Here is a 19,583-nt window from a genome sequence, read left to right as displayed (position 1 = left end):
CCCACCCCCCGCCTCTCCCCCTAGGGGCCGGTGGGAAACGGGCCGGCCGGCCCCGGCGACCGGCGTCACCACCACGCCACGCACACACCGCGCGTACGCCACGTGCGCCATACGACGGGGCGCGCGCCACGGCTCCGGCCGCCGTGCGCGCCTTCCACAGGAGCAGAGTTGTTCACACGGACCCACAGGCCCCGACGTGCCGCGGGGGCCCTCGCCCTCGCCACCGCCGTCGTCGCCCTCAGCACGGGGCTGACCGGCCCCGCAGGGGCGGCGCCCGCCGCCTCCCCCACAAGCAGCACCACGGGCACCCCCGTGACCGTCACGCTGATCACCGGCGACCGCGTGACCGTGAACGGCAGCGGCGCCGTCGTACGCTTCGAGCCCGGCCAGGGGCGTGAGCGCGTACCGGTCGAGATCGAACGCGCCGACGGCCGCACCCTGGTCCTGCCCGCCGACGCCCGGGCCCTGCTGGCCGCCGGCAAGCTGGACCGGCGCCTCTTCGACGTCACCACACTCGCCGACCCGACCCTGCGCGCACTGCACCGCGGCGGCCTCGGCCTGATCGTCCAGTACGAGGGCTCCGCCGGCCCGGCGCGCGCGGAGCTGCGGTCCGCCGCCGGCGACGGGGCGGGGCACGCCCTCCAGACCGTCAACGCCGAAGCCGTCAAGGCCTCGCCCGCTGACGCCACGAAGGTCTGGGAGGCCTTGACGGAGCCCACCGCGCGCGGCCTGCGCGCCACCGGCCCCGGCATCGGCAAGGTCTGGCTGGACGGCGTACGCAAGGCGAGCCTGGACAAGAGCACGAAGCAGATCGGCGCCGACCGGGCCTGGCAGGCCGGGTTCGACGGCACGGGCGTGAAGATCGCCGTCCTGGACACCGGTGTCGACAAGACCCACGCGGACCTGAGGAGCCAGGTCGTCGGGGAGAAGAACTTCTCCGACTCCCCCGACGCCACCGACCGCGTCGGCCACGGCACCCACGTGGCCTCCATCGCGGCCGGGACCGGGGCCGCGTCCGGCGGGGCGCTCAAGGGCGTCGCGCCCGGCGCCAGGGTGATCAGCGGCAAGGTCCTCGACGACCGTGGCTACGGCACCGATTCCGCGGTCATCGCGGGGATGGAGTGGGCCGTCGCCGAGGGTGCGGACGTCGTCAACCTCAGCCTCGGAAGCCGGGACTTCCCCGGCGTGGACCCGGTCGAGGCCACCGTCGACCGGCTGTCGGCGCAGAAGGGGGTCCTGTTCGCCGTCGCCGCGGGCAACGACGGTGCCGGCGAGTCCACGGTCGGCTCGCCCGGCAGCGCCGACGCCGCCCTGACCGTCGGCGCCGTCGACGCCGAGGACGTCCTCGCGGAGTTCTCCAGCAGGGGCCCGCGCGTCGGCGACGGCGCGGTCAAGCCCGACGTCACCGCGCCCGGCGTGGGCATCGCCGCCGCGGCGGCCCCGGGGAGCAGGCTCGACACGGACCCCGGGGCCCAGCACCCCGCCCCGGGGTACCTGCAGCTGAGCGGCACCTCCATGGCCACCCCGCACGTGGCCGGAGCGGCAGCGCTGCTGAAGCAGAAGAACCCCGGCTGGACCGGAACCGAGCTCAAGGGCGCGCTGACCGCGTCCACGAAGGACGGCTCGGCCGGCGTTCAACAGCAGGGCACGGGCCGCGTGCAAGTGGACAAGGCCCTCACCCAGACGGTGATCACCGAACAGCCGTCGGTGTCCCTCGGCACGGCCCGGTGGCCGCACGCCGACGACGTGCCGCTCACCAAGAAGATCGCCTACCGCAATCTCGGCACCACCGACATCACCCTCGACCTCGCGGTGACCGGCACCGATGCCCGGGGCACGTCCGCCCCGGCCGGGTTTTTCGCGCTCGGCGCCGACAAGGTGACCGTGCCCGCAGGGGGCCGGGCCGAGGTCGACCTGGCCGCCGACACGCGGCTCGGCGATGTCGACGGCGCCTTCTCCGCCTACGTCACCGCCACCGGCGGCGGCCAGTCGGTGCGTACGGGCGCGGCGGCCGTCCGTGAGGCCGAGGCGTACGACGTCACCATCACGACCCTCGACCGCGACGGCTCAGCCGCCCGCGCGTTCTCCCACTCCCTGTTCGGCATCGCAGGCGCCGCCGACGGCATATGGGTGGGTGTCCGCAACGAGGCCGGCCCCAGCACCCTCCGTCTCCCCAAGGGCACTTACGCCCTCCACGGCTCCGTGTACCAGGACGAGTCGGACCTCGCCCGGGGCGTCGACTGGCTGGTCCAGCCCCGGCTGGAGGTTTCCGGCACCACCAAGGTCACGGTCGACGCGCGGACCGCGAAGCTGGTGGACATCACCGTTCCCGGCCTGTCCACGGCCGACTTCGCCCTGCCGTACTACCAACAGACGGTCGGCGACGGCTACATCGGCAACGGCTGGGTCCTCCCCCAGGGATACACGGGATTCCGCACCGCCCACATGGGGCCGGCCGTGACCGACGGCTCGCTCACCCAGAGCTGGCAGGCGACCTTCCTCAAGGACCCGGCCACCCAGTACTCCGTTGCCCTCGGTGGCGTGACGAAGCGCCTCGCCACCGGGTACACGCGGCACGTAAAGGCGTCCGCGCTGGCGAAACTCTCCGTGAACATGGGCGTGCCCGCCCCCGGCAAGTCCGGCTACGCCTACGCCGCCCCCACCCTGCCCGGCATGCGTGAAGGCGACCTCTACGGAGGCGTCCAGCCCGCTCCCGGCACCCGCACGCTCCTGCTCTCCGCCCTCGACGGGGCGACCTGGCGGAGCGGGTTCTGGCAGCTCGGTGCCCCCGACGAAGACGGCAACCAGCGCATCGAGGCGGACCAGGCCGCCCTGGAGCCGAAGCGCTACACGGCGGGCTCCTCCCACCGCGAGACCTTCAACACCGGAGTCTTCTCGCCGCTCCTGGGCAAGGGCCTGGGCGTGTTCCGCACCGCGCCCGACCCGGAGACGGGCGAGCAGACCATCACCGCCGCGGTGCCCCTCTTCGGCGACGGCGCGGGACACGGCGGCTCCTCGGCTCTCACCAAGGCCGCCACCACCTTGTACCGCAACGGAGTCAAGGTCGCCGAGAACGAGGACCCGCTGAGCGGCTGGGAGCCCTTCACGGTCGACGGCGCCGAAGCCGAGTACCGGCTGGCCACCTCCGTCGAGCGGTCGCCGGACGTCTCCCCCGTCTCCACCCGCATCGACACGAGCTTCATCTTCCGCTCCCGCCAGGTAGCCGCCCGGACCTCGCTCCCGGTCTCCACGGTGCGCTTCCGGGCCCCGCTCGACATGGCCTCCCGCGCCCCGGCGGGCAAGGTCACCCGGATCCCCGTGACCGTGCAGGGCGCGGCCGCCGGGAAGAACCTCACGTCGCTGACGGTCTCCGTGAGCGCAGACGGGGGCACGACCTGGAAGCCCGTCACGGTCACCGACGGCGCGTTCTCCGTCCGCAACCCCGCGAAGGAGCGGGGGATCTCCTTCCGGGCCCAGGTCACCGACAAGCAGGGCAACGTCTCCGAGGTCACGATCATCAACGCCTACCTGGGCAAGTGATCTAGCCGGCCGGAGGTGTCCCGGGCGAGCTGGTCGTACGTCCCCCAGCCCGAGCCGACCTTGACCCGCGTGTTGAAGGGCTTGCCGACGCTTCACGTGCCGGTGTACAGCCGCAGCCCGCCGACGTGGTCGCGGGCCAGCAGGTCGGGGCGGTGGTCCCCGGTCACGTCGCCGGTGGCCACGAGGCGGTTGTATGTCTGCCAGCCGCGGCCGGACCAGAGGGGCGCCGACGTGCTCTTCAGTCCGGTCTCGTAGAGCGTGAGCACGCCGTCGAAGGAGAGGGTGAGCAGCTCGGCCTTGGTCGTGCCGCCGACGTCGCCGACCGGCAGCAGGTCCTTGAACGAGGCGTCGGGGTCGGTCTTGTAGATCGCGTAGTCGCTCCAGGCCGAGATCGAGGACAGGTAGACGCCCGTGCTCTGGTCTTACTCCATGACGATCATGTCGCTGATGCCGTCGCCGTCGACGTCGTGCCGCGGCTTGGCGGCGGCCACCCGGGCCAGGGGCGTGGCGCGGTCGGGCATCACGACGGTCGGGCGCCCGCCGTCGCGGCGCGGCGCGGCGTCGGAGGCCGGCTCCGCCGCCGGGGCGGCCGGGTGCCGCGCGAAGACGGAGGCGGGTGGCAGAGGCCGTGGGGCGGCGGTGCTCGGGGCGGCGGAGAGGGCGCCGGCGGCCAGGGCGAGTACGCCCACGGCGGCCAGGGCACGCAGGCGTCCGCGGTGCGGTGAAGTCCAGATCCCCCCTGAGGATCGAGTCGTGGGGCCTGCCCGGGCACGTGCTGCCGTGTGCCCTGGAACACGCGTCCGTGCGTGAACGGGCCCCAGCTCCGTCGTGCAGCGTATGCCGTGCCACTGACAACGGATGGGGACGCCTCGCATCGAGTCCCGTTCCGGGAAGCCCAGTTGGTGATCCGGGGCAAGCGGTTCGACCGGGAGCCCGAGCCGATCACCGGGCAGGCGCTGCTGCGGGAGCTGGGCCGGGATGGAACGGGCGCGGTGTATCGCGCGCGGCACGAGTCGAGCAGCAGGCCGGTGCCGAATGACCGCGGGAGCCAATCCGGCCAAAAGACTTCCGGCGCGATGCGACATGTGAAATTTTACATGTCACACATCAATCGCCCGTGTCCCCGCACGCGGCCACAACGGCCCCGGAGGCCCCCGCAGATGCATCCCTTCCGGATATCGAAGGCCAGCACGCGCAGACTCCCCGCGCTGGGCGCCGCCGTCTTCATTGCGCTCGGCCTGCTCGCACCGCAGAGCCAGGCCGCCTCCGTAGACGCCACGGCGCCGGCCGGAGCGTACGCACGTGGAACCGCGACCCCGGCGCCGCGGTCGATCCCGGTCCCCAAGTCGCCCGATGCGATGAACAACAGCTCCCGCTTCCGGATCTCCTCGCAGGACAGCGCCGAAGAGTCCGCCGCCGCCCCCGCCCCGACCGTCAAGTCCGTACAGCCGGCCAAGTCCGGCAAGGACGGCCAGCGGTCCTCGGCCGCCGCCGGGGACGAGTGCGGCGACCTCTCCGGCGTGATCAACGCGACCGGCGCCACCCTGGTCCAGCAGCTCAAGGCGCTCCCCCGGATCACCTGTACGTACCCGCTGTTCAGCCTCACCGGGGAGAACGCGCGGAAGGCCTTCCACGAAGCGCAGATGGTGACCGTCGCCAACGCGCTGCGCGACGCCTCCGCCACCTACTCGGGCAGCAACAGCGCCGCCGTCGGGCAGCTGGTGCTGTTCCTGCGGGCCGGCTACTACGTGCAGGACAACAACGGGGACGTCGTCGGCCCCTACGGCGCGGCTCTCGACGCCGCCGCGTTCGGCGCGCTGGACGCCTTCTTCGCCTCCCCGCGCAGCAAGGACGTCACGGACGCAAACGGTGAGATCCTGGGCGAGGTCGTCACCCTGATCGACAGCACCCACGCGGCCGGCCGCTACGCCGGCGTCGTCAAGTGGATGCTCGGCAGCTACGACGGCACCTGGCCCGGTCAGATGAACCTCGCGATGCAGCACGTCGAGTGGGTCGTCGAGAACGGCTTCAAGGCCGCGAACGACGACCGCGGATGGCGGGCCGCGCTCAAGGCCGACCCCGCCATCCTCGACACCTGGGCCGGATTCATCACGCGCAACGGCGCGCAGCTCAACCGCCTCGACGTCGTCAGCAACGTCGGCCGCTTCCTCGGCCACGCCCTCGACGTCCCCGAGCTCAAGGACCGGGTCCGCCCGCTGCTGAAGGACCTGATCAACCGCTACCCGAACGTCGGCCCCACCGCGCCGATCACCATGAACCTGGGCTGGTACACGCGCCAGTACGACAGGAACAACTGCGCGGCCTACGCCATCTGTGACCTGGGCGAGCGCGTGCTCCCGGCGATCCTGCCGATCCAGCACACGTGCACCGCGGGCCTGAAGATCCGCGCCCAGGACTTGTCCCCCGGGCAGTTGGCAAGCACCTGCACCAGCCTGGTCAACCAGGACGCCTACTTCCACCGGGTCATCGGCGACAAGGGCGCGATCCCCGGTGACGTGAACACCAACCTCGAGGTCGTCGTCTTCGACGACTACACCAACTACTCACTGTACGCCTGGGCCATCTACAACATCGACGTCGACAACGGCGGCATGTACGAGGAGGGCAACCCGGCCGCCGCCGGCAACCAGGCCCGCTTCATCGCCCACGAGGCCCACTGGCTGCGCCCGGACTTCCAGATCTGGAACCTCAACCACGAGTACACCCACTACCTCGACGGCCGCTACAACATGGCCGGCGACTTCGAGGCCGGCATCGTGACGCCGACCATCTGGTGGGTCGAGGGCATTGCCGAGAACATCTCGTTCGGCTACCGGGGCGAGCGCAACGCCGACGCGATCGCCGAGGCCGGCAAGAGGACCTACAAGCTCAGCGAACTCTTCGACACCGTCTACGGCCAGGACGCGGACCCCGAGGTCAACTCGAACCGGGTCTACCGCTGGGGCTTCCTGGCGGTCCGCTACATGCTCCAGGCGCACCCCGCCGACGTCGAGACCGTGCTGGGCAAGTACCGCGCCGGTGACTGGAACGGTGCCCGCACCTTCCTGAAGCAGACCATCGGCACGTCCTACGACGCCGGCTTCGCCACGTGGCTGACGACCGCCTGCGCGACCAACGACTGCGGCCCCCTGCCGGAGGCCCCCTCCACCCCGCTGTGCACCGTCAGCGACCCCCGTCAGTTCGACAAGAACTGCCGCCGGGACAACCTCACGGCCACCACCGGGAACTACAGCTACCACTTCGTGTACCTGCCGGCCGGCGTCCAGCAGCTGACCCTCACCAGCAGCGGCGGCTCCGGCAATGCCGACCTGTACTACGGCGGCAGCAGCTGGGCCACCACGAGCAGCTACCGGGCGAAGTCCACCAACGCGGGCAACGGCGAGACCCTGACGGTGGACAACCCGCCGTCCGGGTGGGTGTACTTCAGCCTCGCCGCCTCGCAGGACTTCAGCGGGGTGAGCCTCTCCACGCAGACCAAGTGAGCCACCGGACCACCGGGTCCTGAACACGACGGCGGTCCTTGCCATCCGAACGGGGGCGGGCGGGGGGCTAGCCGACCTTCTTCCAGGTCTGGCATCCGTTGGTCTGGAACGCCTTGTCGGTGGGCGTGATCGTCACGACGGCCTGACCCTGGGCGTTGTCGTTCGCGATGATGCCGGACAGGCCGCCGGACGTGTTGCGCAGCCGTGCCCAGTAGCAGTTGGGGAGCTCGTCGTCCTGCGGTCCGGTCGTTCGGTACGTGCCGGGCTGGATGTCCTGGCCCACGAGGAAGGTTCCGTCGCCCGGGAACTCGCGCAGCGGCCCCGTGGGAGAGGGCTGTGCGACGGGCTTGGCGGTCGTGGTCGCGGTGACGGTGGCGGTCGCGGTCGCGGTCGCGGTGACGGTTTCCGCCGGCTGTGCGGGCGTGCGCCTGTCGGCGTCGGATCCGGTGGCGCCGGCACCGAGCACGAGCCCGGCGACGGCTGCGGCGGAGTGGGTCAGCACGCTCTTCCACGGGATTCCCCGTCGCTGCGGTGGCGGGGCGGGCACCGGCCCCCACTGCGGAGGGCCGGCCGGTGGAGGGGGCGCCGCAGGTGGTCCGGGCGGGGGTTCCTGTCCGCTCATGGGCTCAGCGTGCGCCCGACCCGCCCGCCCCGCCAATCGACCATGGTGCGCGCGGCACGTACGCCACGTACCAGCGCTACCGCGTCAGCTTGTTCTCGCCGCGGTGGGGCAGCCAGAAGCAGGACGCGGCCAGCAGTGCCGTCGTCGCGGCGCCGGTCAGGACGGGGACGTTGCCCAGCCAGGCCGCCAGCGCGCCGCCGGACAAGGCCCCGACCGGAACGGTCGTCAGGAGCGCCGCCTGGGCGAACCCGGCGACGCGGCCCTGGAGGTGGGGCGGGGCGATCAGTTGCTGCGTGGTCGTCATCGAGATCGCCCACACCGTCGCCGTGACGCCGAAGAGCAGTTGGTACGCGATCAGCGCCGGGAAGGCGAGCGCCAGTGACGCCGCCGGGACGAGGAAGATCGCGAGGGCTGCCACCACCGCGCAGATCCGTGTCGCCCGGTACAGCTCCACGGACGTCGCGAACCGGCCCGCGACGAGGACTCCGGCGACGGTGGCCACGCTGAACGAAGCGTAGACGATCCCCAACTGCCATGGAGGAAGGAGGAGTTCCCGGGTGGCGTATACGACGAAGAGCGCGTCGGCGGCGCCGCCGCCCAGGTTGAACCCGGCGCCCGCGACCACCTGCCTGCGCAGCACCGGCTCCGCCCGGACCACCGCGAGCCCCTCGCGGAGCGCGGCGAGGCGGGGGCCCCGGCTCGCCGTGGGCTCGGCCGGTCTGTTCAGCGATGCGGGCAGGGCGAACAGCAGCGCGGCCTCTACGGCGTAGGCGGCGCTGCCCGCCAGCAGGGCCGGGGCGGGCCCCGCGAAGCCGACGAGGACGCCGCCCAGGGCGGGCCCGCCGATCTGGCCCATCGTGCGGGCGCCGGTCAGGGCCGAGTTTCCGGCCAGCAGCTGGTCGGGCCGGACGACCCGGGGCAGCGCCGCCTGCAGCGCCACCGAGAGCGTCCAGGTCAGCGTGCCCGACAGGGCGGCCACCGTGTACAGGTGCGGCAGGCCGAGGCTCCCGAGCTCCGCGGCGAGCGGGACCGAGCCGACGACCACCACCTGCAGGGAGGTGAGCGTGACGGCCAGGCTGCGCAGCCGGGCGCGGTCGGCGAGCACACCGGCGAGGGGGCTGAGCACGGCGCCGGGGAGATAGGTCAGGGCCAGCAGCGCCGACGCCCCGAACGGGCCGGCGTCCAGCCGGGTCACGGCCAGGAGCGCCAGTGCCAGTGCGGTGATCTGCCGTCCGACGGAGCTCGCCGCCTGTTCGCCGCAGAGCAGCAGGAACGGGCGGTGCCGACGCAGCACACGCCACGGCGTGCTCCCGTTGTCGGCGCCCGTTGACGAGGGCCGGGTCGGCGACGAGGTCACGGGTCAGATGCTCGTGCAGGGAACGGGCCAGCGGCGCAGGCGCGGCGGCAGTGCCACCGCCCACCCCTGCGTGACCAGCACGAGACGCTCGTCCGCCAGCAGGGACAGGGCCTCGCGGTGCACCGCGTCGAGCTCGTCGAGGGCCGTGGCTTCCTGCACGGCGAGGAACGCGGCGAGCAGCGCCGGCTGGTCGATGGTGAACCGGGCTGCGGCCGACGGATCCCTGCGGTCCATGACCGTCACGAAATCGGGCCCGCGGCGATGGTAGAGCAGGCCGTACGCGTACCGGGACCGCCAGGCGGCCACCCCGTCGGGCCCGTCGGGCCCGCCCGGGGAGGCGGGCCGGGGAGCCGGCGGCGGGAGGTGGTGCAGCAGTCCGGTGTCGAAGGGCAGGGCGTCGGTGTCCGGGACCCAGTGCACCGTGAGGGCTTGGCTCTGGCAGTCGCGCAGGAAACGCACGGCGTCCGCGGTGCCGCGTCCGCCCGTGCCCAGCGGCAGCGGCTCGTCCACGACGACCTGACCGCCGGTCCCGCCGATCCCGCCGCTCCCGCGGCTCATATGGCCACCGCCTCGGCCTCGGCTGCGGCTTCCGCGGTGACGGCGCGTACCGGAGCGTTCCGCAGGGGCAAGGACACGTAGGACCGCCCGTCGAAGAACAGCAATCCGAGGGAGACGTTCTCGCCGAGCCACTCCGTGAGCCGCCCCGGGGTGACCGGATGCCCCTCCTCGGTGAGGAGCCGGTGCAGGGCGTGCTCGGAGCGGCCGTGTCCGAGGTGCAGGAACGCGGCGGCCTCCCAGCCGCTCAGCCGGTGCGTACGGGGCGGCCATCCGCGTCGCCGGTCGTGCACCAGCAGTTCGCCGTCCGCGCCGGATTCCATCAACAGCGTCGAACCGGCGTGCGCGGCCCGCCAGTTCTCGGCGGCCCGTGTGAGCCGCTCCTCCGTGCTCCCGCCGATCCCGCGGGGCGGTGTGTCGAAGAGGTAGACCAGATCGGCCAGTTCCTCCACGGGGAGGTCGTAGACGTGGCCGTACATCTCGGCAGGCCTCCGTTCGGCGAAACCGAGGGCCGGATCGGCGAAGTGCGGGCTGAAGCGCTCCAGTTGGATGCGGAACGCGCCGCCCGGTGGCTGCAGGTGGACGAGCGCGGGGAACTGGTCGACGACCGCGTCGTAGTCGTCCGCCGTCTCGCCCGGGAACCCGTACAGGTAGTTCCACGTGCACGTGAGCGACCGGTCGGCGCATTCCCGGAGCGTGCGGACGTTGCGGGAGCCGGTGACGCCCTTGTCCATGAGGCCGAGGACGCGGTTGTTGAGGCTCTCGATCCCCGGCTGGATGTGCACCGCGCCCGAGCGGGCCAGGAGCGCCAGTTGGTCCGTGGTGAGGTTGGACTTGACCTCGTAGTGCATCAGGAGGTCCCAGCCGCTGTCGGCGGCGAGCGGCAGGAAGTCCGTGAAGTACGCCATGTCGATGATGTTGTCGACCGTGACGACGTCGAGGATCCGGTGCCGCCTGACGAGCCGGTCGACCTCGGCCCACAACTGCTCGCCGGGCTTGGCGCGGAACGCCATGGCAGAGCCGTTGAGACCGCAGAACGTGCAATGGTGCTTCTCGCCCCACCAGCAGCCGCGAGCGCCTTCCACGACCAGTTTCGGACGGACGTACTCGGCCACCGGGGAGGCGTCGAGCTCCGCCTGCCAGACGTCGTAGTCGGGCGCGGGGATGTCGCGCGGGGCCACCGTACGGCGCGACTCGTCGTTCGCCCGCGAGGCCCCGTCGTCCCACCAGCACAAGCCCGGTACGTCGACGGGCGGGGTCCCGGCGTCCAGATGGGCCAGCAGGGCGGGGAACGCGTACTCGCCCTCTCCGCGCACCACGTGGTCGACGAAGGGGTGGTTGCGGTGCAGGGCGTGGCCCATCGGCCCGTCGCAGTTGCTGCCGCCGAAAACCACGGTGAGGCCGGGACGGCGGCGCTTGAGCTCGGCGGCGAGCGCGAGCGAGGACACGTTCTGCATGAACGTGCTGGTGAACCCGACGACGTCCGGGTCCTCCGCGAGGATCTCCGAGGCGCTGCGGGAGACGAACTCCGCCGCGTGGACGCGCATGGCACGCGCCTTGTCCACCGGGATCCCGCGTCGCTCGGCGTACGCGCCGAGCCGCGCGACGCCCCAGTCGGGGTCCGCGTAGAGCACACCCGAGAAGACCCAGTCGCCGAGCCCGTCGAAGATCGAGTCGCTGCCCACCTCGGCGTGGTCGGCCGGGCGCAGCAGTCCGTCCGTCCGCTCCAGCAGGAATTGCGCCCAGCGCAGCGAGCCGTGGAACTCGCGGACCTCGTCGGAGGGGCGCGTACGGGTCAGCAGGGAGTGGAGCAGGCCGATCTGGAGCGAGGGCAGGTCGATCGGCTGCCAGGGCATGGTCACCAGATGAACGCGCATGCGGTCCTCCCCGCCCGGCCGGGTTCCGGCCGCCGGCCGGCCACTCCACCGGCGGCCCGGTACGGGGCGTCGGCGCCCGGCGTCCGCGGTGCCACGCCGGGCGCCGACTCCCGCCCGGTCAGGACGCCGGTCGCTTGTCGATGGTGAGCCGGTCGCGCTTCCTGGCCTCGTCGCGAACGGCCACCTTCTTGATCTCCGGCTTGATCTCCGGCTTGATCTCCGGCTTGGCCCGGGTGTCGTCCCCTGGTGCTTCGTTGCTCTCCACGATTCCTCCCGTTCCTCAAGTCCGGTGACCCTAAAGGCCGTTACTCGTGGTACGCAAGGGATGATTTCAGCCGACGGGGTAGCGGGATCGGCGCGCGGGACCCGCGCCTTGCCGCACGCGCCTGGAGGGCCGAAGATCATCGAATGATCGATTCAGGGGGAGGGAACATGATCAAGGGGGGCAATGCCTTCGTTCCGACGGTGCCGCTGCGGTTCGCCGTGCGGAGCGGGCTGGACGTGGCGGCTCTGTTGCTGACGGAGCGGGGCCGGGTCCGGTGGGACACGGACATCGTGTTCCACGGTGCGCCGGTCCATCCGTCGGGCGCCGTGCGGCTGCTCGGGGACGAGAACGGGACGGCGTGGCTGGAGGCCGCGCTCACCGCGATCGAGGAGGAGATCGTCCGGGTCGTCGTCGTCGCGTCGACGGGGAGCGGCACGATGCGGGACGTGCCGGGGCTGTCCGTGGACGCGTTCGCGCCGGACGGCACGTCGGTCGCGCGGTACGACGTGACCGACGCCGGCGATGAGACGGCGATGGTGCTCGCGGAGCTGTACCGACGGTCCGGGGGCTGGAAGTTCCGTGCGGTGGGCCAGGGCTACCTGAACGGCCTCGCGGGGCTGGTGGCGGACCACGGCGTGAACGTGGCGGACGCCCCGCCGGTGGCTGTGCCGGTGCCGGTGGCTGCGCCCGCGCCCATGGCGCCGGCGGGGCCGGTCGGGACCCCGGTGCCGTTCCAGATTCCCGCTCCGGGCACCGCTCCGGCTCCGAACCAGACCCCGGCTCCGTTCCAGGTTCCGGCTCCTGCTCCTGCTCCTGCTCCTGTGCCGTTCCAGGCTCCCGCCCAGATACCGGCGCCCGCTCCGGCGCCGTACCAGTCGCCCGCTCCGGCTCCGTACCAGGCGCCCACGCCGTACCCGGTCCCGGTCCCGGCGCCGGTCCCGATGGCCGCGGTCGCGGCGGCTGCGCAGCCCGCGCCGGAGATGCCCGCGGCGCACTGGTTGTTCGGTGGCGCCTTCGAGCCGTACGCGAAGAGCGGGCGGGACAACGACGTGATCACGGTGAACGGGCTGCCGCCCGGGCCGGTCGTCGTCGAACTCGCGATCCGGGGCGACGGGTACACGGGCCTGTGGCCCCTCACCCGGTTCAACAAGGAGGGCGACAACCTCATCAGCAGCTGCGAGAAGAACTTCCGGGGCCGGGTGCTCACCCAGGTTCCCGGGAACGGCCGGCTGCGGCTCAAGCTGGAGGCGGAAGGGAGCTGGCAGCTCCGCGTGCTGCCGCTGGCCGCGGCGACGCACCTGACCGAGGATGAGCTGGAGGGCGGCGGCCCCGACGTCCTGCTGCACACGGGCGGAACGGCCGACCTCGTCCTGCGCTACCGAGGCAGCGACAACCTCATCGTCTACCTCTACGAATTGGCGGGGCACGACGACCCCGCCGAGCTTCCGGAGGGGGAGAACGTCGTCAACGAGATCGGCAAGCGGCGGGAGACCGTACCCCTGCCCGAGGGTCCGGTCATCGTGCAGCTGGAGATGGCGGACGGACCCTGGCGCGCCCGGTTGACGGAGCTGGAGCCCCACAGCGACCCGTCGAGCGCCGGTGGCGTGGCGAAGGTGACCGACACGAACCGGCCGCAGGGCCAGTCCTGGTGGGGCAGGTCATAAGCAACCACTCGACCACCTAGGCCGACTGGTGTTCGGCGCAGTCCACCCGCAGTTCCGGGTCGCCGATCGGGGCGTCCAGCAGGGCGCAGTGGTGCGGGCGCCGGGAATCGTCATGCTCGTCCCGCCGGAAGAAGCGGCAGGTGGTGCAGGTCCGGGCGACGGACAGGACACCGGTGTCGGCGAGGTGTCCGACCAGGTCGAGGACCAGGCGCAGGGTGCGGCCCTTGTCCTCGGTGGGCAGGGTCGCCAGGTGGGTGGTGACGGGGTCGGGCCAGTGGGCGAGGGCGGCGGCCGCGGCGAGGCCCGCCTCGGTCGGTGCCATCACATGGCCGCGCTTGTCGCCCGGGACGGGCTGTTTTTCTACGAGGCCCTTGCGGCGCAGGGCGGACAGGGCTTCGCTGACGGTGGCGGCGGACAGGTCGAACTCGGCGGCGAGCGTGCCGACCCTGCGCCGCTCCGGAGGTTCGACTCCGAGGCGCAGCAGGAGTTGGACCTGGATGGGGCTGAGCCCGTGGGCGGTGGCCTGGGTCCAGATCAGCGTGCGCAGTGCGTGGCCCGCGCGTTCGAGCGCCGAGGCGAGGCGCCGGTCCAGGTCGGACCCGTCGCCCGAATTCCCGGGCAGCTCCTGCGCCGCCAGGTCGGGTGGCAGCTGCGGCGCCGCGGGGGCACCGGTGTCGGCTGGGTCGGCGGTCGGCACGGGCGGGGCCACGCGCCCTCGGCGTGACGCCGAACATGATGCGGGCGATGGCTACCTCGCCGGCCGTCCTGGACGGATACCTGTCCTTCAGCGGCGCGCTGTCCAAGGGGCTGCTGCCCGGCTCGCTCCGCGAGCAGATCGCCCTCGTCTCGGCGGCCGAGAACTCGTGCGAGTACTGCTACGCCGCCCACCACGTGCTCGGCGCCCACGCGGGCGTCTCCGCCGAGGACCTCGCCGCGGGCGGCCACGCACGGGCCTCGGACCCCAAGGCCGCGGCCGCCCTGCTCTTCGCCCGAACCGTCCTGCGGACCAGGGGGTTCGTCGCCGACGCCGACATCGAGGCCGTGCGCGCCGCGGGTTACGGCGACGGGGAGATCGGCGAGATCATCGGCGCCGTGGCCCTGAACGTCTTCACGAACTACTTCAACTCCGTGGCCCGCACCGAGGTCGACTTCCCGGCGGTCGACCTGCCGGTCGCGGCCTGAGCCGTTCTTCCGGGCCGGGCGGGCTTGTGCCCGCCCGGTCCGCATGCGCCGGTCCCCCACCGGCGCCGGGGCCGCGGGGTCCTCAGAACAGGGTCCGCACCAGGCTGCCGACGACGCGTCCCGCCGCCGCTCCGAGCGTGCCCGCGAGCGCGTCGGTGAGGTGTCCGAGCCACGAGCGGAAGGACGCCTCGCCCGCCCGCCGGATCTCGGCGAGGTCGCGGCCCTGCTGGACCAGGATCTCCACCAGCAGGGAGGCGACCCGGATGATCTCCCGTAGGGCGGCCTCCACTTCGGCCGCCTCGAAGCGACGTCCGCAACCGCAGTGGAACCGCGTCTCCCACACGCTCCAGGTCCCCCGGCAAGCCGCGCACCGCACCCGCGCCCCGTTCGGGTCGACGTCCAGCGTCCCGCCGACCCGGTCCCCGGCCGGGCAGTCCCGGTGCCTGCTCGCACTCCACGCGCGGGAGCAGGCCGGACACGCGGGGAACGGGAACTCCACCCACGTCATGCGCGCGCCCTTCGCGGCCGTTCGCCGGGCGGCGGCACCTTGCGGGACCTGCGGTAACCGTCGTGGTAGGCGTCGGCGAAGGTGCGGCCCGCGCGCCGCGCGATCGAGCCGACGTCGTCGAAGAACGCGTGGACGCTCGACAGGGACAGGCCCAGGGCCGCCGAGAGGCGCTGGGCCAGGCTGTCGACCCACAGGCGGAAGGAGACGTCCGAGAGCCGGACGATCTCGCTCATGTTCTCCTCGTTCTCGCTCATGGCGGCCCACACGCGTTCGAGCAGTTCGTCGACGTCCACCTCGGCGCCCGCGGGTTCCGTGTTCATCGGCCGCTCTCCTGCTCCACGCGCCGCGTGAATGCCAGGAACAGGGCCCGGTCCTGGGTCAGTTCGCGCCACTTCGCCTCCGGCAGCGCCGCGAGCGCCTCGGAGAGGCGGGCACCGGTGGCGGGGGCGGCGGCCTGTGCGGCCTCGACGGCTGCCTGGGGCCGGACTTCGGCGAGCATGCGGGCCGAGGCGGCCTTCAGCAGCTTCCGGTCCACCTTGGCCGTGAAGTCCGCGAGGTCCATCCGCCGCTCCAGCACCCAGCGCCGCTGCTGCGGGACTGCTTGCATCATCTCCTTGAAGAGCGCCGTCAAGTTGTAGTGCTGGCGCGCCGAGTACGTCACCGCCCCGCCCTGCCAGGCGGGCAGGACCCGGACGATCTTCTCGGTGAAGTCGGCCGCCCGTTCCCGCAGGGCCTCCAACTGGCGTGCGGACGGCAGGTTGGCGCTCCGGTTCCAGTCGTGCGGATCGATCTCGTCTGCCTTGTTCAGGGCGAGCACGAGGCGCTCGGACAGGTCCGGGCCGCTCTGGCCGAGAAGATCCAGGAGCGCTTGCTGGACGAGGTGGACGCTGCGGTCCTCGGCCGCGTGCACCCAGACGATCGCGTCGGCCGTCGGCAGGACCCGCAGATAAAGGTCGAGGTAGCGACGGTAGTTGGTCAGATCGTCGCCGATGCCCGGCATGTCGACCACCTCCAGCACGCCGCGCCGCCCGCTGACCTCCTCCACCTGGACGGCGTAGGCGTGGTCGGTGGTCGCCCGGGTGTGTCCGACCGGTTGGCCCGCGTTGAAGAGGGCGTTGACGGTGGTCGACTTACCGACGCCGGATTCCCCGATGAGGACCAGCCGGGGCGGGCGCTCCCCGTCGAGTGCCGCGTCGTACCCCCGTATCAGCGCCTCCTGTTCGGCCGGGGTGAGGGCGTCGGACCGACCCGACGCCTCTTTCAGTTCCTTGCGGAACGTGTGGACGAGCCTCTTCACGGTGTCTCCCTGGTGAGGTGCGCCGGGGAACGGGCTCCGGGGCTCCTCCCCGGACCTCTCGGCGTTCCTCGATGCTCCCGGCCCGGACCCCCTCTTGGCTGTCCCCATCGATGGGGACAACGCCCTTCGGTCCGGCTCCGGTTCAGGCCGTGCGGACGCGGGCCTCGACCCAGGTGGACTCCGCGGCGTCCTCCACGACCGCGCTGAGGCCGGCGACCGCCTCGCGCAGGGCGCCGGCCCGCCGCCGGTCCCCGGGCAGTACGACCAATGCGGCGTCGACGGTGTCCGCCGAGGCCGTCACGCTGAGGATCAGCTCCCGGGGGGTGGGCCCGGCGCCCAGGGCGGTGGTCAGCAACAGGCGCAGTAGGGCGGGCGGGTGCGGGTCGTCAGCGTCCGACTGGATCGTGACGACGCAGCCCGCCGTGCGCGCCGCGCTCAACAGGTCGCGTGCCGGGCGGTCGAGGACCCCCGGGATGTGGATCTCGTCCCGGACGGCGTAGCCGAGCAGCCGGGCCGTGTCGCGGACCTCGGGGTCCCGCGGCGAGCGCAGTCCGGTGGCGGTGGCGTCGAGGAAGGGCAGGATCTCCTCTCCCAGGTCGGCGAGGCGTCGGCGGTGCAGGGTCTCGCGGGCGTCGCGGACGGCCTCGCCCGCGAGGGCCGCGGCGCGGTCCGCATTGGCGCGCGTGGTCACCCCGCCGAGGCGGGCGACCGTACGGCCGATCGCCATGCCCATGAACACGCCGAGGGCCGGGGCCGACAGGGCGGGGAGGGTCAGGACGACCGTCCCGCCGAAGGTGGGGGCGATCGGCGGGCCGGTGAGTACGAGGAGGACCACGCCCGCCTGTTCCAGGGCCATGGCCGTCAACGCCTCCCTTGCGGGCCGCACGATCACCAGCAGCGTCAGCAGCGGCGTCACCGCGCCCACCGGCCAGGAGGTGTAGTCGGCGAGGCCGGCCAGAGGCAGCACGAGGAAGCTCCCGAGCGCTCCCGCGACGGCGAACGCGCAGGCCGCCCAGGCGGCGGCGGGGCCGATCCCGCTCCGGGCCCTCAGCAGCAGGGCCACGGTGATCGCGGCCAGGACCGCGTACCAGGCCGTCAGCCAGAGCGCACCGGGGACGTGCCGGGTGTGGATCACCGCGATGACGCCCATGACCAGGAGGAAGGGCAGGCAGACGGCGGCCAGCGGGCGCCGGACGTCGCCGATGGCGGCGTTCATCCGCTCCACCTTCGCGGGGACCGGCCGGGCCGACTTCGCCGTCCGGGCGGACGGGTACGCCGGGCCCGCCGCTTCTCCGCCGGCTCCCGCCGCCGCTTCTCCGCCGGCCCCGGCCTCCTCCTCGTCCGTCCGCCCCGGTCCGTCCGGGGCCCGCACCCGCTGCCGTTCCACCCCGGCGGGTGCCGGCCACTCCAGGCGTACGGCCGTTCCGCGTCCCGGTGTGCTGTGGACCTCGGCGCGTCCGCCCACGGCCTCCATGCGCCGCATCATCGAGCGGCGCACGCCTACGGACGACCCCCTCAGCTCCTCCCTGACGAAGCCGGTGCCGTCGTCGGTGACGCACAGGACGAAGCCCGTGCCGTGCTCCCGGACCGTCAGGTCCACCCGTACGGTCCGGGCACGGGCGTGGTCGGCCACGTTGCGCAGTGCCTCCCGGGCCGCGCCGATCGTGGCCGTCGCCACCTCGTATGGGACGGCGGCGACGCCCTCGGCCACGATGCTCGCCCCGATCCCCTGCGGGGGCGTGAGGGAACGGATCAGCGCGGCCACATCGGTGCGGCTCCCTTCGCCGGGCGTGGTCCGGGCGCCGGCGATGGCCGCCACGGCGCCGCGCGCCGCCTCCCGCACCCGGTCGACCGCGATCCCCGGTTGGCCGATGGCGCGCAGGGCGGCGCTGACCTCGTCGTGCAGCATCCCCTGGAAGTCCCGGTGGGCCTCGCGCCGGGCGGCGGCGCGTGCGGCATCGGCACGGGCCGCCGCGGCCCGGCGCTCGGATCGGTCGGCGCCGTCGCCGGCGGCGCGCATGAGCGGGGCGAGGACCGTACCGGCCACGGCCGTCGCCAGTGGCGGCCAGATGCCCTCCGCGGCTGCGGCCGGACCGTCGGCGGGCCAGCTGGTGCCGAGTTGGGCGGCGAGGGCGACGAGGCAGGCGCATCGTCCCGCGGTCCGGGGCAGGAACCCGGTGGCAAGGAGCACGGCGGGCACGGTCAGCATGCAGCGCTGCCCGATCACGACGTACGGCGAGCCGCCGGCGAGGACGATGACGGGGTGCGCGACGACGGCGACGGCGAGGGCCGCCAGGGCGTCGGCCCCGTTCAACCGGACCCGTACGCCCCGGACCACGAGGTGGAGGGTCAGCGCGACGAAGGTGACCGCCACCGCCGTCACGCCGGGCGGCGGCCGGTCGGCCGAGAGCGGGACCGTCGCCCAGTTGAGGGCGAACAGGGCCGAGACGGCTGCCACGGACCGGGAGAGCCCGGCTTCGACCCCCGCCCGGTAGGAGTTCCCGGTCATCGCCCCGGGGTGTCGGGCCGCTCCGGGCCGATGTCGATGTGGCCGTCGGCGACGGCCCGCCAGACGATCTCGGTGTTCGTCCCGAGGAGACCGTCGCCGGCGTCCGTGTAGGCCTCGATGGCCCGCTTGCGGTGCGTGCGGACGGTGTCTTCGGTGACGTGCAGGAGCTTGGCTATCTGTCCGTGGGGCAGGCCCCGCGCTATCAGCTCCAGCACCCGGTGCTGTTGCCGGGAGAGCCGGATGCCCCCGCGCGGGTCGGTGACGATCTGGTGGGCGAGCCGGCTGGACACGTACGCCTCGCCGGCGTGTGCGGCGCGGACGGCCTCGGCGAGCCTGGTCTGCGGATCCTCTTTGAGGACCAGCCCCAGGGCGCCCGCGTCGAGCGCCCTGCGGATCAGGGCGGGCCGTTGCTCGGTGGTGTAGGCGAGCACGCGGGCGCCGGTGGCCCGGATCCGTCGCACGTTCTCGCCGATGTCACTGTCGTCGCGCAGCCGCAGGTCGAGCAGGACCACGGAAGCGGTGGCTCCGTCCTCCTGGGCGAGGAGGGAGTCCACGTCCTCCGCGATCGCCACCAGCGCGATGTCGGGCGTGGTGTCGGCCAACGACGCGCGCAGGCCGACCAGGACGATGGGATGGTCGTCGACCGCGGCCACCCTGATGGGGGCGGCCGCCTCCTGCGCGTGCAATGGATCCACGGTTCCCCC

At 73.0% G+C, this 19,583-nt stretch carries 17 protein-coding genes; 4 read left to right on the top strand and 13 right to left on the bottom strand.

The annotated features are described in order from the left end of the window. Positions 1-168: 168 nt before the first annotated feature. Positions 169-3,540, top strand: coding sequence for a S8 family serine peptidase (locus MTF69_RS22495; RefSeq protein WP_243336984.1), 3,372 nt, complete (start codon positions 169-171; stop codon positions 3,538-3,540). Between the two features lie 92 nt (positions 3,541-3,632). On the opposite strand, the gene MTF69_RS22490 is transcribed toward MTF69_RS22495, so the two are convergent. Together MTF69_RS22490 and MTF69_RS22485 are read right to left on the bottom strand one after the other, a co-directional pair. Next, positions 3,633-3,806, bottom strand: a complete 174-nt coding sequence (locus MTF69_RS22490; RefSeq protein WP_243336982.1) for a hypothetical protein — start codon at positions 3,804-3,806, stop codon at positions 3,633-3,635. A gap of 156 nt (positions 3,807-3,962) precedes the next feature. Next, positions 3,963-4,229, bottom strand: a complete 267-nt coding sequence (locus MTF69_RS22485; protein WP_243336979.1) for a hypothetical protein — start codon at positions 4,227-4,229, stop codon at positions 3,963-3,965. Between the two features lie 471 nt (positions 4,230-4,700). Here MTF69_RS22485 and MTF69_RS22480 point away from each other — a divergent pair, with 471 nt between their 5' ends. After that, positions 4,701-7,043 carry a M9 family metallopeptidase gene (locus MTF69_RS22480; RefSeq protein WP_243336977.1) on the top strand — a complete coding sequence of 781 codons (2,343 nt, stop codon included), beginning with the start codon at positions 4,701-4,703 and terminating at the stop codon, positions 7,041-7,043. A gap of 67 nt (positions 7,044-7,110) precedes the next feature. On the opposite strand, the gene MTF69_RS22475 is transcribed toward MTF69_RS22480, so the two are convergent. The 5 genes from MTF69_RS22475 to MTF69_RS22455 all read right to left on the bottom strand — a co-directional run bounded on the left by MTF69_RS22475 (position 7,111) and on the right by MTF69_RS22455 (position 11,719). Then, a complete protein-coding gene (locus MTF69_RS22475; protein ID WP_243336974.1) occupies positions 7,111-7,545 on the bottom strand; it encodes a hypothetical protein in 435 nt (144 codons plus the stop codon). A 196-nt stretch (positions 7,546-7,741) separates the two neighbouring features. Then, the gene (locus tag MTF69_RS22470) at positions 7,742-8,959 is read right to left on the bottom strand and encodes an MFS transporter (RefSeq protein ID WP_243336965.1); all 1,218 of its coding nucleotides are present in this window, start codon (positions 8,957-8,959) and stop codon (positions 7,742-7,744) included. A 66-nt stretch (positions 8,960-9,025) separates the two neighbouring features. Then, positions 9,026-9,580 carry a DUF5825 family protein gene (locus tag MTF69_RS22465; RefSeq protein ID WP_243336963.1) on the bottom strand — a complete coding sequence of 185 codons (555 nt, stop codon included), beginning with the start codon at positions 9,578-9,580 and terminating at the stop codon, positions 9,026-9,028. Then, a complete protein-coding gene (locus MTF69_RS22460; RefSeq protein WP_243336962.1) occupies positions 9,577-11,454 on the bottom strand; it encodes a RiPP maturation radical SAM C-methyltransferase in 1,878 nt (625 codons plus the stop codon). The genes MTF69_RS22465 and MTF69_RS22460 overlap by 4 nt, the downstream gene beginning before the upstream one ends. A 118-nt stretch (positions 11,455-11,572) precedes the next feature. After that, a complete protein-coding gene (locus MTF69_RS22455; RefSeq protein ID WP_243336960.1) occupies positions 11,573-11,719 on the bottom strand; it encodes a hypothetical protein in 147 nt (48 codons plus the stop codon). A gap of 167 nt (positions 11,720-11,886) precedes the next feature. Here MTF69_RS22455 and MTF69_RS42965 point away from each other — a divergent pair, with 167 nt between their 5' ends. Further along, positions 11,887-13,383, top strand: coding sequence for a TerD family protein (locus MTF69_RS42965; protein WP_279346079.1), 1,497 nt, complete (start codon positions 11,887-11,889; stop codon positions 13,381-13,383). Between the two features lie 16 nt (positions 13,384-13,399). Here MTF69_RS42965 and MTF69_RS22440 read toward each other — a convergent pair whose 3' ends face one another. Then, positions 13,400-14,092, bottom strand: a complete 693-nt coding sequence (locus MTF69_RS22440) for a MarR family winged helix-turn-helix transcriptional regulator (RefSeq protein WP_243336958.1) — start codon at positions 14,090-14,092, stop codon at positions 13,400-13,402. A 35-nt stretch (positions 14,093-14,127) separates the two neighbouring features. Here MTF69_RS22440 and MTF69_RS22435 point away from each other — a divergent pair, with 35 nt between their 5' ends. Beyond that, positions 14,128-14,565 carry a carboxymuconolactone decarboxylase family protein gene (locus tag MTF69_RS22435; protein ID WP_243336957.1) on the top strand — a complete coding sequence of 146 codons (438 nt, stop codon included), beginning with the start codon at positions 14,128-14,130 and terminating at the stop codon, positions 14,563-14,565. An 82-nt stretch (positions 14,566-14,647) separates the two neighbouring features. Here MTF69_RS22435 and MTF69_RS22430 read toward each other — a convergent pair whose 3' ends face one another. The 5 genes from MTF69_RS22430 to MTF69_RS22410 form a co-directional block, all read right to left on the bottom strand. Then, on the bottom strand, positions 14,648-15,073 hold the full coding sequence (locus MTF69_RS22430) for a hypothetical protein (protein ID WP_243336955.1): 426 nt from the start codon (positions 15,071-15,073) through the stop codon (positions 14,648-14,650). Further along, positions 15,070-15,393, bottom strand: coding sequence for a hypothetical protein (locus MTF69_RS22425; RefSeq protein ID WP_243336954.1), 324 nt, complete (start codon positions 15,391-15,393; stop codon positions 15,070-15,072). The genes MTF69_RS22430 and MTF69_RS22425 overlap by 4 nt, the downstream gene beginning before the upstream one ends. Continuing rightward, a complete protein-coding gene (locus MTF69_RS22420) occupies positions 15,390-16,370 on the bottom strand; it encodes a GTPase (protein ID WP_243336951.1) in 981 nt (326 codons plus the stop codon). The genes MTF69_RS22425 and MTF69_RS22420 overlap by 4 nt, the downstream gene beginning before the upstream one ends. A gap of 142 nt (positions 16,371-16,512) precedes the next feature. After that, positions 16,513-18,879, bottom strand: coding sequence for a sensor histidine kinase (locus MTF69_RS22415; RefSeq protein WP_243336945.1), 2,367 nt, complete (start codon positions 18,877-18,879; stop codon positions 16,513-16,515). Then, positions 18,876-19,574, bottom strand: a complete 699-nt coding sequence (locus MTF69_RS22410; RefSeq protein ID WP_243336944.1) for a response regulator transcription factor — start codon at positions 19,572-19,574, stop codon at positions 18,876-18,878. The genes MTF69_RS22415 and MTF69_RS22410 overlap by 4 nt, the downstream gene beginning before the upstream one ends. Positions 19,575-19,583: the final 9 nt, after the last annotated feature.

It is taken from the genome of Streptomyces sp. AP-93, from assembly GCF_022808175.1.
In the GTDB taxonomy this organism is placed as follows: domain Bacteria; phylum Actinomycetota; class Actinomycetes; order Streptomycetales; family Streptomycetaceae; genus Streptomyces.
Note: the sequence above shows the minus strand (reverse complement) of the source record. Positions and strands in the feature narration are given on the sequence as shown.